The organism is Polynucleobacter sp. 15G-AUS-farblos (genome assembly GCF_018882445.1).
Classification (GTDB): Bacteria; Pseudomonadota; Gammaproteobacteria; order Burkholderiales; family Burkholderiaceae; genus Polynucleobacter.
On sequence record NZ_JACVOM010000001.1, the window covers coordinates 40,011 to 53,124 of the forward strand.

Annotated in this window: 13 protein-coding genes; 3 read left to right on the top strand and 10 right to left on the bottom strand. The window is 45.2% G+C overall.

From position 1 onward, the window contains the following. Positions 1–5: 5 nt before the first annotated feature. A complete protein-coding gene (lplT, locus tag ICN41_RS00180; protein WP_216290810.1) occupies positions 6–1,325 on the top strand; it encodes a lysophospholipid transporter LplT in 1,320 nt (439 codons plus the stop codon). Between the two features lie 17 nt (positions 1,326–1,342). Here the strand turns inward: lplT and ICN41_RS00185 are convergent, their stop codons facing one another. From ICN41_RS00185 to scpA, 8 genes are read right to left on the bottom strand one after another with little or no spacing between them, the layout of a single operon-like run. Further along, the gene (locus ICN41_RS00185) at positions 1,343–1,885 is read right to left on the bottom strand and encodes a DNA polymerase III subunit psi (protein ID WP_216290811.1); all 543 of its coding nucleotides are present in this window, start codon (positions 1,883–1,885) and stop codon (positions 1,343–1,345) included. Next, positions 1,882–2,418, bottom strand: a complete 537-nt coding sequence (gene rimI, locus ICN41_RS00190) for a ribosomal protein S18-alanine N-acetyltransferase (protein ID WP_216290812.1) — start codon at positions 2,416–2,418, stop codon at positions 1,882–1,884. Before rimI ends, ICN41_RS00185 begins: the two co-directional genes overlap by 4 nt. Continuing rightward, positions 2,415–3,152 (bottom strand): tRNA (adenosine(37)-N6)-threonylcarbamoyltransferase complex dimerization subunit type 1 TsaB, encoded by a 738-nt coding sequence (tsaB, locus tag ICN41_RS00195; protein ID WP_216291356.1) that lies wholly within the window; start codon positions 3,150–3,152, stop codon positions 2,415–2,417. The genes rimI and tsaB overlap by 4 nt, the downstream gene beginning before the upstream one ends. A 36-nt stretch (positions 3,153–3,188) precedes the next feature. After that, positions 3,189–3,665, bottom strand: coding sequence for a VOC family protein (locus ICN41_RS00200; RefSeq protein ID WP_216290813.1), 477 nt, complete (start codon positions 3,663–3,665; stop codon positions 3,189–3,191). A 9-nt stretch (positions 3,666–3,674) separates the two neighbouring features. Further along, entirely contained in the window at positions 3,675–5,699 is a 2,025-nt protein-coding gene (gene accC, locus ICN41_RS00205) for an acetyl-CoA carboxylase biotin carboxylase subunit (protein WP_216290814.1), read from the bottom strand. 26 nt (positions 5,700–5,725) lie between these two features. Continuing rightward, positions 5,726–7,258, bottom strand: a complete 1,533-nt coding sequence (locus ICN41_RS00210; RefSeq protein ID WP_216290815.1) for an acyl-CoA carboxylase subunit beta — start codon at positions 7,256–7,258, stop codon at positions 5,726–5,728. Positions 7,259–7,269: 11 nt separating this feature from the next. After that, positions 7,270–8,295, bottom strand: a complete 1,026-nt coding sequence (gene meaB / locus ICN41_RS00215) for a methylmalonyl Co-A mutase-associated GTPase MeaB (RefSeq protein ID WP_216290816.1) — start codon at positions 8,293–8,295, stop codon at positions 7,270–7,272. Positions 8,296–8,319: 24 nt separating this feature from the next. After that, positions 8,320–10,503 (bottom strand): methylmalonyl-CoA mutase, encoded by a 2,184-nt coding sequence (gene scpA, locus ICN41_RS00220; protein WP_216290817.1) that lies wholly within the window; start codon positions 10,501–10,503, stop codon positions 8,320–8,322. Between the two features lie 92 nt (positions 10,504–10,595). Between scpA and ICN41_RS00225 the strand changes: the two genes are divergently transcribed. Beyond that, positions 10,596–11,234: a GntR family transcriptional regulator gene (locus ICN41_RS00225; RefSeq protein ID WP_216290818.1), complete on the top strand. Its 639-nt coding sequence runs from the start codon at positions 10,596–10,598 to the stop codon at positions 11,232–11,234. Between the two features lie 88 nt (positions 11,235–11,322). On the opposite strand, the gene ICN41_RS00230 is transcribed toward ICN41_RS00225, so the two are convergent. Together ICN41_RS00230 and ICN41_RS00235 are read right to left on the bottom strand one after the other, a co-directional pair. Next, on the bottom strand, positions 11,323–11,676 hold the full coding sequence (locus tag ICN41_RS00230; RefSeq protein WP_216290819.1) for a cytochrome c: 354 nt from the start codon (positions 11,674–11,676) through the stop codon (positions 11,323–11,325). A 13-nt stretch (positions 11,677–11,689) separates the two neighbouring features. Continuing rightward, entirely contained in the window at positions 11,690–12,055 is a 366-nt protein-coding gene (locus ICN41_RS00235; protein WP_255537823.1) for a cytochrome c, read from the bottom strand. A 172-nt stretch (positions 12,056–12,227) separates the two neighbouring features. Here ICN41_RS00235 and ICN41_RS00240 point away from each other — a divergent pair, with 172 nt between their 5' ends. Beyond that, the gene (locus tag ICN41_RS00240; RefSeq protein ID WP_216290820.1) at positions 12,228–13,109 is read left to right on the top strand and encodes a MoxR family ATPase; all 882 of its coding nucleotides are present in this window, start codon (positions 12,228–12,230) and stop codon (positions 13,107–13,109) included. Positions 13,110–13,114: the final 5 nt, after the last annotated feature.

A 13,114-nucleotide genomic window follows, 5' to 3' on the forward strand; every position in this document is an offset into this window, starting at 1 on the left:
TACGAATGAACCGTAGCTTTTACATCATTATGGCGGCGCAATTTTTTTCGTCGCTTGCTGATAATGCTCTCCTGATCGCGGCTATTGCCCTTTTGGTCCAGCTTAGTGCTCCGGCCTGGATGACGCCGTTGCTCAAATTGTTCTTCGTATTGTCCTATGTAGTCCTTGCAGCCTTCGTTGGGGCCTTTGCAGACTCTCGCCCCAAAGGCAATGTGATGTTCATCACTAACACCATTAAGTTTGTAGGCTGTGTTGCCATGCTTTTTGGCAGCCACCCCCTTTTATCGTATGCCATTGTCGGTCTTGGGGCAGCCGCTTACTCCCCAGCCAAATACGGAATTCTGACCGAATTACTACCCCCTGAAAAATTGGTTGCTGCAAATGGCTGGATTGAGGGCTTAACGGTGAGTTCCATTATTTTGGGAACTGTCCTGGGTGGTGTTCTGATCAGCAGTAGCGTATCGCAAAGCCTTTTGGCTCTGGACATGCCTAGTTTAGAGACCGGGATAGACACTCCAGCAGAATCCGCCATCCTCATCATCATGATGATTTATGTTGTAGCTGCTCTGATTAATTTAAGAATTCCAGATACAGGTGCCCGCTACGTTACCCAAAAGACTAATCCAATTGAATTAATCAAGGATTTCTCAGTTTGCTTTAAGACACTCTGGGATGATCGCTTAGGACAAATTTCCTTAGCAGTAACAACTTTGTTCTGGGGTGCTGGCGCTACCTTGCAATTCATTGTGATTAAGTGGGCCCAAGTGGCGCTAAACATGAATCTTTCTCAAGGCGCCATTCTTCAGGCGATCTCAGCAGTAGGTGTAGCCGGTGGCGCAGTTTATGCTGCTTGGCGCATCCCTTTGCGTAACTCTTTAAATGTTCTACCCTATGGCATCGCCATGGGATTGGTGGTGTGCATCTTGGCTATCTATAACAGCGATATGCTACCCAATACCACTCTCATGACAATTGGAAAGCTAGAGGTGTCGCTGAATTTACTGCCCGCCTATATATTACTTATTTTGGTCGGCTGGCTTGCTGGTTATTTTGTTGTTCCAATGAATGCGCTATTGCAACACCGTGGACACGTTCTCATGTCTGCAGGCCATTCAATTGCGGTGCAAAACTTCAACGAAAATATTTCAGTGCTCACCATGTTATTGGTCTATTCATTACTCATTTGGCTGGATGTACCGATCCAATTTGTCATCATTGGATTTGGTTTAGCAGTGAGCGCCATTATGTGGTTGGTTATTAAACGCCATGCCAGAAATCAAGCTGAGTATGACTCTATGCATCTCATCGGCGAGCATAAGCACTAAGTTACGCCCTACTCAATTTAAAGACTCTGAAGTACAGATTTAGCAAGTAAGAGATCTTGCCAAAGCAAGGCTTTATCTTTGGGCTTGCTTAAGAGATGCGATAAATCAAAAGTAGCCACTACTGGAATATCCTCAAGACCGTCGCCATCAATTGCTAATACGGTTTCGCGCAACTGTGGAAGTGAATCGCGCTCACCAGTAATCTTTTGAGCAGCAGGTCCTCCAAAAACAAGTGCTACTACGGGAATTTCTGGTGCAGAGCTTATAAGCATATTTAGCTTTTCAGAGGGCTTTAGCCATGACCATTCTTGTGGTCCAAGACCCAAAACGCGAACAATATTTTGAAAAAGAAGTTGGGCGTCACCTTGGGTTTGATCCCCTATAAACCACCAAAAGAATCTCGGTTCTTGAGCAACTTGGGGCTCTTGATTTCTAGGTGACGCAGAATCCTCAGAGCTTGCCATTATCGGTTTAAATGAATCTCCTACTGGAGCTGATTCACGAGAGATCCACTCCGTGATGCCCATCTCTTTTAGAAAGCTTGAATGCGAATTACTCATACCTCAAGCTTAATCGATTTAGCTAGGACCAGCGCATCTTCACGAGTTCCGGACGTCTTATCCGCTGGATAGTAACTTTTGCGAACACCAATCTGTTCATAGCCCAGTTTTTGATAGAGATTGACAGCATCAGAATTTGATGGCCTAACCTCTAATATGATTCTAGGGATCTTTTGTTGTGCAGCAACACCCTCAATTGCAGTCATCAATCTACTGCCTAAGCCCAGTTTGCGAAGTTTGGGCGTAACTGTAATGTTTAATAAATGCAGTTCGTCAACAGCCGGGTACAGAATGCAATAAGCCCAAAGTATATTTGGATCTAAAAAGCTGCCCCGGACAGCCTGGTCTAACTGTGGTCGTATGCAGTAGGCCCAATGACCTGCAGCTAAAGAGTCGCTAAAATTTCCACGAGTCCACGGATGAAGGTGAGAAATAGATTCAATCTCCAAAACAGCATCGAGATCACCCGTCTGCATGGGCATAAACGACAATTCTGTTACGCCTTGAATAGATGAAGTCTCCTGGGCACTCATGAAGAACTCATTCCAGGGCTACTGATAGCCATTCTTTCCTCAGTCGTCAGAGCGACTTTATTGCGAATATAGAGAGGCTCCAGCTTAGAAACGGGAATTTGCTTACCTTTGTTTAAGTCAATTTTGGCCACTTCCAATACCCCAAGCGCAGAGATACTTAGCTCATCATCCCAATATTCTGGGGCCAATTTGGCATGCTGACTTGAAGATAGTCTCTGGCCATACTCTCTGATAGCGCTGCCTGCCAAAAACTGAATATCGTTTAAGTTGAGTTCTTCTGGTTTTGATAAATGAATCTCACCTACTCTGACTGGAATTGCGTTGCTCATCATCTCAAATCGGGCCCAGTAAATTTCATCCATACGAGCGTCTACAGCAATGACAAAATTTCTGGCTTGGCTAGTTTTGAACCGGGGAGTTTGAATTAACTGCAATGCAAGTGCATCTAAGCTCGCAACAGGGATTACTGGAAGCTCTGCGCCAATAGCAAGCCCTTGAACCGCTGCTAGACCCAAACGAACACCGGTAAAAGCGCCAGGACCCACGCCTATAGCGATAGCATCCAATTTAGATAAAGGAGTATCAGCTCTGGAGAGCAAATCGTCTATCCACGGTAACAGAAGTTGACTAGCTCCTGCAGACACGGCCTCGTGTCTATATAAGGGAGCTTGATCACTGACAGATAAAGCCACCGAACACCAAGCTGATGAGGTATCGATGGCTAAGATATGCATCAACTCAAACCCTTTTTTATCAACTAAAGGGGTTGATTATGAACTTAATCCTGTAATCACTTCGGGAGGGGCTTGTACCAATTCAATCAAGACCCCCTCACCACTAAATGGAAACTCATCATTGCCTTTGGGATGAACAAAAGCAATGTCAAAACCCCCCGCTCCTGAGCGGATTCCACCTGGAGCAAAGCGAAGACCATTAGCAGAAAGCCACTCTACCGCTTTAGGCAGATCGTCGACCCATAAGCCAACATGATTTAAGGGGGTCTGATGTACAGCTGGTTTTTTTTCAATATCCAAGGGTTGCATCAAGTCCACCTCTACCTCATGAACTCCAGAACCAATTCCACAAATGTCCTCGTCTACGTTTTCACGCTCGCTAACAAAAGTACTTTTGTATTGAAATCCCAAGAGATCGATCCATAATTTTTTGAGACGAGTCTTGTCTTGCCCACCAATCGCAATTTGCTGTATACCTAAAATTTTAAAAGGTTTATTGCTGATATTCGACATAGTCAATCCTTATTCAAAACGGATAATGAGTTGATCGACCGCCAAGCTATCACCCTCTTTGGCGCAAATTTCTGCTACAACACCATCTTGCATCGCTGAAATGGTGTTCTCCATTTTCATTGCTTCAATCGAAGCTAATTTTTGACCAGCAGTGACTGCTTCACCGGCTTTGACAGCAATTTTAGTAAGTAAGCCAGGCATTGGCGACATGACCAATTTTGAAGTGTCAGGTGGCAACTTCACAGGCATACGACGCTGAAGCTCGGCACCCAAGGGACTGAGCACCATACACTCATAATGGGCGCCATCTAAAACTAGAACATATCTCACTCCACGGCGCTCAACTTGAGCGGTAATCTTGTGAGTTCCGTTAATCGTAGCATTGAGACAGATTTGACCAGGGCGCCAATCACTCACAATGTCATAGCGACTTACGCCATCCGCTTCATCAATATAGACAGAGTAAACACCATCTTTCAACTCTACACGTATAGGCACTTCATACGGATCAAGCATAGATCCCACTTTTGAGCCTGTAACCACCACAAATTTCTTGGCAATAATCATTTCATGGCCAGCTAACTGACCATCAATCATCTTGATGTGCTCAAGATAACGATAGCGCATGAATGCTGCCAATGCCGCCATCCGCTTAGGATCTGCAGGTTGAACGGAATCCTTCTTAAAGCCTTCTGGATACTCCTCAGCAATAAAGCCTGTCGTGAAGTCTCCTGAAACAAAACGGGGATGCTGCAACAGGGCGGCCTGAAATGGGATATTGGAATGAATGCCTCGAATCACAAAATCATTTAAGGCCAAACGCATTTTTTCAATGGCTTCAGTACGGTCCTTGCCATGCACAATCAACTTGGCAATCATGGAGTCGTAATACATAGGTATTTCGCCCCCCTCGTAAACGCCAGTATCTACGCGAACTCCATCAATAGATTCAGGAGGACGGTACTTTACCAAACGGCCGGTAGAGGGTAAGAAGTTGCGGAATGGATCATCCGCATTGATACGACACTCCAAAGACCAGCCATCGAGCTTGACGTCCTCTTGCTTGAAGGCTAACTTTTCACCGGCAGCCACTCGTATCATTTGCTCTACTAAATCTAAGCCAGTAATACTCTCGGTTACTGGATGCTCAACCTGTAAACGGGTGTTCATTTCAAGGAAATAGAAGGACTTGTCTTTACCAACCACAAACTCTACAGTACCCGCAGACTGGTAATTCACTGCTTTAGCCAATGCAACCGCTTGCTCACCCATTGCCTTACGAGTAGCTGGATCGATAAAGGGTGACGGCGCCTCTTCAATCACCTTTTGATGGCGACGTTGAATTGAGCAATCACGTTCATTGAGGTAGACCACGTTGCCATGAGAGTCACCTAAAATCTGAATTTCAATATGACGTGGCCCTTCAACAAATTTTTCTATAAAAATACGATCATCACCAAAGCTATTCATTGCCTCAGTCTTGCAAGCTGCAAAGCCCTCAGCAGCCTCTTTATCATTAAAGGCAACCCGCAGACCTTTACCACCACCACCAGCCGATGCTTTGATCATGACGGGGTAACCAATGCCTTGAGCTATCTTCACAGCTTCTTCAGTAGTGGCAATCGCCTCGTTATGACCAGGAATCGTATTCACTTTTGCCTCTAAGGCAAGCTTTTTAGAGGCAATCTTGTCACCCATTGCGGCGATAGACTGGTACTTTGGCCCAATAAATACAATTCCCTCTTCTTCACAACGTTTAGCAAACTGTTCGTTTTCAGATAAGAAGCCATAGCCCGGGTGCACTGCTTCAGCGCCCGTATCTTTACAGGCTTGAATGATTCGATCTATTACAAGATAGGATTCTCGTGAAGGTGCTGGTCCAATGCATACCGCCTCATCCGCAAGTTGAACATGACGCGCCTCTTTATCGGCCTCTGAATAAACGGCAACCGTCTTGATACCCATCTTCTTGGCAGTTTTCATGACGCGGCAAGCTATCTCACCACGGTTAGCAATCAATATTTTCTTAAACATTTTCGTAGTCATCTTAGTCAGCGCCTTTACAGAGGAATATTGCCGTGTTTACGCGCAGGATTTTTTAAGTCTTTATCTTTAAGCATTGCCAAAGAGCGAGCGATGCGTTTACGTGTCTCATGCGGAAGAATGACATCGTCAATATAACCACGGCGACCGGCTACAAACGGATTGGCAAACTTTGCTTTGTATTCGGCTTCACGGGCCGCAATTTTTTCAGGATCTGACTTTTCTTCGCGGAAAATAATTTCAACAGCGCCCTTGGGCCCCATTACTGCAATTTCTGCAGAGGGCCATGCAAAGTTGACGTCGCCGCGTAAGTGCTTGGAGGCCATTACGTCATAAGCACCACCGTAGGCTTTGCGTGTAATTAAAGTTACCTTAGGTACCGTGCAATCAGCGTAGGCATATAGCAACTTAGCGCCATGCTTAATAATGCCGCCGTATTCTTGAGCAGTGCCTGGCATAAATCCTGGCACGTCAACTAGGGTTACTACAGGAATATTGAAGGCATCACAAAAACGTACAAAGCGGGCCGCTTTAATAGAGGCTTTGATATCCAAACAACCTGCAAGGACCAAGGGTTGATTGGCAACGATGCCAATTGAACGTCCTTCCATACGGGCAAAACCAATAATAATGTTCTTTGCATAGTCAGGCTGGAGTTCAAAGAATTCACCATCATCCGCAATTTTTTCAATCAACTCTTTCATGTCATAAGGTTGATTTGGATTTGATGGCACCAAGGTATCTAGTGAAAAATCTGGTTCTTCAGTGCGGTTAGCGCCCTTGATGAGAGGCGGCTTTTCGCGATTAGAAAGTGGCAGGTAATTAAAGAAGCGACGCAACATCATGATGGCATCAACGTCGTTATCAAATGCTAGATCACATACTCCAGATACCGTCGAATGCGTTACCGCACCACCTAACTCCTCAGCAGTAACGTCTTCATGAGTAACTGTTTTCACTACCTCAGGGCCAGTCACAAACATGTATGAGCTGTCTTTCACCATAAAGATGAAGTCCGTCAGAGCAGGTGAATATACAGCTCCGCCAGCGGATGGCCCCATGATCAAGGAAATCTGCGGAATCACACCAGAGGCCGTTACATTACGCTGAAATATTTCTGCATAACCACCTAGGGAGGCAACACCCTCTTGAATACGCGCACCGCCGGAGTCATTTAAACCAATCACGGGTGCACCAACCTTCAATGCTTGATCCATGATCTTACAAATCTTTTCTGCATGCGCTTCAGATAAAGAGCCACCGAGCACAGTAAAGTCTTGTGAGAAAACAAATACCAAACGGCCGTTAATCATTCCATAACCAGTAACTACACCATCACCTGGAACTGTCTGATCAGCCATTCCAAAATCATAGCAACGGTGTTCTACAAACATATCCCATTCTTCAAAGGTGCCAGCGTCCAGCAAAAGCTCAATACGCTCACGAGCAGTTAACTTGCCTTTGGCATGTTGCGACTGAATACGCTTTTGTCCGCCGCCTAAGCGTGCGAGCTCGCGCTTTGCTTCCAGTTGTTGAATGATTTCCTTCATTAAACTACTCCTTAGAAAAATTCATGTCCCATAGACTCCAATAGACGTCTTGCTGCTACTGAAGGCGCCATGGTTCCCTGATTTACTTGTGCTATTAAGCTGGGTAGCAGCGCTTGGACTGCTTCATTACTCCGAAAGGCGTTCTTAAGTCCTGCATCAATACGATCCCACATCCAAGCGCCAGCCTGTTGCTTGCGACGAGAATCAAATTTGCCATTGGCTCTTTGCAGTTTTTCAAAATGGGAGACCTTATCCCATAACTCAGGAATCCCTTTTCCTTCTAGAGCACTCAATGTCATCACTGTTGGATGCCAAAAATCCTCATCATGAGTGGCGTGCTCAGGATTTCCTTGAAAGCCGAGTAAACGCAGTGAACTAGTAATAAATAGTTGCGCCCGCATAGCAGCATCTGGATCAAGATCAACTTTATTAATCACAATCAGATCTGCAATCTCCATCACCCCTTTTTTGATTGCCTGTAAATCATCGCCGGCATTTGGCAACTGCAGCAGCATAAACATATCAGTCATACCAGCTACTGAAATCTCACTTTGACCAACGCCGACTGTTTCTACGATGATGATGTCAAAGCCTGCAGCTTCTGCCACCAGCATGGCTTCACGAGTCTTCTCAGCGACACCTCCAAGTGTCAATGATGATGGACTCGGACGAATGAAGGCATTTTCCAGAACGGATAAGCGCTCCATCCGGGTTTTATCGCCCAATATTGAACCGCCAGACAAACTAGAGGATGGGTCGATTGCCAGAACGGCAACGCGATGACCTTTTTCAATTAAGTACAGGCCTAGAGTTTCAATCAAAGTGGATTTACCAACACCCGGAACCCCTGATATTCCTAAACGAAAGGATTTACCCGTTTTAGGTAAAAGGGTATTGAGTACCTCATCAGCACGCTTACGATGATCTAAACGTGTCGATTCCAGCAAAGTGATGACCTTAGCCAATGCGCGTCGCTGTTTTAGCGATGGCGCATTTGTGAGATCACTCACTAAAGCTAGATCAGCGGCTTCGAGCATACTCAGTAGTCCGTTCGCTCTGACTTAAACCGGCTTTACGGATTTACGAATTTGCTCAAGCACATCCTTAGCTGAAGCTGGAATTGGTGTGCCTGGACCATAGATGCCCTTAACGCCGGCTTCATATAAGAAGTCATAGTCCTGCCTTGGAATAACACCGCCCACGAAAACAATGATGTCATCGGAGCCTTGTTTTTTCAATTCAGCAATAATGGCTGGCACTAAAGTTTTATGGCCTGCCGCTAAAGTAGATACGCCTAATGCATGCACGTCATTCTCAATTGCCTGACGGGCGCACTCTTCAGGGGTTTGAAACAAGGGTCCAATATCTACGTCGAAGCCTAAATCTGCATAAGCAGTCGCTACCACCTTAGCTCCACGATCATGACCATCTTGTCCAAGCTTAGCAATCATCACGCGTGGACGACGACCAAATTCTTTTGCAAAGTCTGCAATTTCTGTTTGTAATTTTGCCCAGCCCTCAGCTGAGTCATAAGCAGCTGCATACACTCCGGTCACCTTTTGAGTATCGGCGCGATGGCGCCCGTAAACTTTTTCCAATGCGTCAGATACTTCACCAACAGTGGCACGCAGACGGATTGCGTTGACCGCAAGCTCTAATAGATTGCCAGTGTTATCTTCTGCAGCTTTTGTTAATGCCTCTAATGCAGCTTCAACTTTTTTACTATCACGCTTTGCTCTGATTTCTTTTAAGCGTGCGACCTGTCCTTCGCGAACTTTGTCGTTATCAATCATCAATACATCGACGAGATCTTCTTTGCCCAGCTTGTATTTATTAACGCCAACAATGACGTCAGAGCCAGAGTCAATCTTGGCTTGCTTCTCAGCCGCTGCTGCTTCAATTTTGAGTTTTGCCCAGCCACTCTCAACCGCCTTGGTCATACCGCCCATGGCATCAACTTCTTGAATAATCTCCCAAGCTTTATCAGCCATCTCTTGAGTCAGGTTCTCCATCATGTATGAACCAGCCCATGGATCAATAACACTAGTGATGTGGGTCTCTTCCTGAAGAATTAACTGGGTATTACGCGCAATGCGACTTGAGAACTCTGAAGGCAAAGCAATAGCTTCATCCAATGAGTTTGTATGCAGGGATTGAGTGCCACCAAAGACCGCCGCCATTGCCTCAACTGTCGTTCTCACCACGTTGTTGTATGGGTCCTGCTCTGTTAAGGACCATCCAGAGGTCTGACAGTGTGTACGCAACATCAAAGACTTCGGATTCTTGGGTTCAAATGATTTCATGATGCGCCACCACAACAAACGTGCCGCCCTTAATTTGGCAACTTCTAGATAGAAGTTCATGCCAATCGCAAAGAAAAATGAGAGGCGACCAGCAAAGCCATCTACATCAAGGCCTTTAGCAAGCGCAGTTTTGACGTACTCTTTACCGTCAGCCAAGGTGAATGCCAATTCCAACACTTGGTTAGCGCCAGCCTCTTGCATGTGATAACCCGAAATTGAAATCGAATTAAATTTCGGCATGTATTTCGCGGTGTACTCAATGATGTCGCCAATAATGCGCATCGATGGCTCTGGTGGGTAGATATAGGTGTTCCGCACCATGAACTCTTTCAGAATATCGTTCTGAATCGTTCCAGATAAGAGCTCTTGCTTAACGCCTTGTTCTTCACCAGCGACGATATAACCCGCTAGTACCGGGAGTACAGCACCGTTCATCGTCATTGAAACAGACACCTTATCCAATGGAATGCCATCAAACAAAATCTTCATGTCTTCAACGGAGTCGATAGCTACCCCTGCTTTACCAACGTCACCTGTAACGCGCGGATGATCTGAGTCGTAACCGCGATGTGTTGCTAAATCAAAAGCAACAGAAACGCCTTGACCACCCGCATCTAAGGCTTTGCGATAAAAGGCATTTGATTCTTCAGCAGTTGAAAATCCTGCGTACTGGCGAATAGTCCATGGACGTACTGAGTACATGGTTGCCTGTGGTCCACGAACAAATGGCTCAAAACCAGGCAAGGTATCAGTGTAATTTAAACCCTTGGTGTCAGAAGATGTGTAGAGCGCTTTTAACTGAATCCCATCTGGAGTTTTCCAACCAAGCTTATCTACGTCGCCATTGGGTGCAGATTTTTGGGCTGACTTCTTCCAAGCATCAAGATTGGTCTCGGGAAATGATGGCCATGTACTGGATGAACTTTTCTTTTCTGAACTCACAAAGCACTCCTGTTATTTGTTGCATTGCATATAGGATTTCGTAATTCTGCTTGACTATTCTTCTTTTGTCTAGTTATCATGTATTCATAATTATGAATACAAAACTGAATAATAGACCTCTATACGAAGATGTTGCAGACAGACTTCGGGAGCAGATATTTGCAAAGATATTAGCCCCAGGAAGTTGGCTTGATGAACAAAGCTTGGCCGAGCAATTCGGCATTAGTCGCACGCCAATGCGAGAGGCAATCAAGGTATTGGCCTCTGAGGGCCTTGTCACCATCAAAATGCGTCGTGGCGCCTATGTAACCGAAGTAGCTAGAAAGGACTTGGAACAGATTTTTACTATCCTCTCCTTACTTGAAGGTGAAGCAGCCAGGGAAACTGCCATCAAGGCAACAGAGGAAGAATTAAATCAACTCGATTACTGGCACCACCGCCTAGAAAAAGCTGCTGCCGATCGAGATATTGAGCAATTCTTTGAAATAAATGGCAAATTTCATGAATTAATTCAAGAAATCGCTGGAAATCGCTGGATGAACGGCGTCATTGCTGATTTACGCAAGGTGCTTAAATTACATCGCAGAGACTCTCTTACTAGTACTGGAAGGCTTCAAAACTCCTTAATTGAACATCGTTCCATTCTTAATGCCCTACTAAAACGAGATCAAGCTGGAGCTGAGAGCGCCATGCGCAAACATTTAGCGAGAGGCCTAGAAGCTCTCAGATAGTTATTAAATATCTATGAATAACAAAGGCTTAGGATGAATTCCTAAGCCTTTAATTTAAGTAAAGCCAAGTCAGAAACTGCTTGTGGAGTTACTTCTTAATAACGAAGTTTCCAGGCAATGATGCAATATAAGCAGAGATATCCTGCAGGTCTGCATCAGAATATGCCTGAACTTGTGAACCCATAATGGCATTGTTACGACCGTATTGAGCATTACTATTGCCAACTTTATAAGCCTTCAATGCATAGTAAAGGTAGTCAGGATACTGACCGGCTAACTTTGGGTAAACCGGCATGATTGGCGCATTTAATCCTGCGCCATGACATGAGGCGCAATTGGCTTTTTCAACCAAAGCCTTGCCTTTGTCTACGCTAGCAGCATGAGTAACATTAACCAAGCCAATACTGGAAAGCAAAACAGCTGTCATTAGTGCAAATTTCATAAACGTGCCTCTATCACTTCAATGGGTTGTTAGGTGAGCTGGCAGTTTGCGCAGCATAGTATTCGCCAATATCGGCCATATCTTGGTCGGACAAGCTAGCGGCGATAGAACGCATCGTTGGATGCTTTCTGTTGCCCTTCTTGTATTCAGCCAAAGAAGATGCGATGTATGCGGCATTTTGACCACCTAACATAGGCACTCTGTAAACCAATGGATAGTCTGCACGGTAGTCTGGGATGGAATGACAACCAACGCAAAGCCAAACTTTGCCGTTTCCAGCCGCTGCATTACCTTTGACATCTTGCGCCTGGGCACTAATACCAGCAAATGCCAGACCAGCGCAGACAAGCAATCGAGTAAGAATTGGGAGTTTTTTCATAGAATCGGTATTTATGAGTTTGATTTAAATCAATGTGGGAGAGTATAGCGGAGAGCCGCCCTCTTAACCATTGTTTACCCATTCCTAAGCGCAAAAACGCTACAAATCCTGAAGATTTAGCGCTATTTCCCTATACTTGAATGTCCCTTAAAAGACCTTTTGATTGCGCCCGATGACCAAGCTTCCTCACACACCCACCACCCTAAATCCAAGCCGTTTTGATGGTAGTCAAAGCTATGTTGCAACAGAGGATCTTAAGCTAGCCGTCAATGCTGCCATTGCCCTGCAACGTCCACTATTAATTAAAGGTGAACCCGGAACCGGAAAAACAATGCTGGCTGAAGAAGTTGCTGCAGCGCTTAAGATGCCACTTTTGCAATGGCACATTAAATCCACTACCAAGGCACAACAAGGTCTGTACGAATACGATGCGGTTAGTCGTCTACGCGATTCTCAACTGGGCGATGAAAAAGTCAAAGACATCAGCAACTACATCATCAAAGGTGTGTTGTGGCAGGCTTTCGAAGCAGATGAGCCCACGGTACTGCTAATCGACGAAATTGATAAAGCGGACATTGAGTTTCCTAATGATCTTTTGCGAGAGATCGATCGAATGGAATTTTATGTCTATGAGACACGGGAGCTCATTAAGGCAAAGCATCGCCCACTCGTCATCATCACTTCAAATAATGAAAAAGAGCTGCCTGATGCCTTTTTGCGTCGCTGCTTCTTTCATTACATCACCTTTCCGGATGCCAAAACAATGCAAAGCATCGTGGATGTCCATCATCCCAATATTAAGCAGGAACTATTAGAGGCCGCCCTTAAAGCTTTCTACCAAATACGCTCGCTACCTGGCTTAAAGAAAAAGCCCTCTACATCCGAGTTAATTGATTGGCTTAAGCTTTTATTGGCTGAAGATATTCCACCCAACGCGCTCTATAGCCAGGATGAAAAAATCGTAGTGCCACCACTTCATGGCGCCCTATTGAAGAATGAACAGGATATTCATTTATTTGAGCGTTTAGTGATGATGAATCGCAATCATCGCTAAGCATA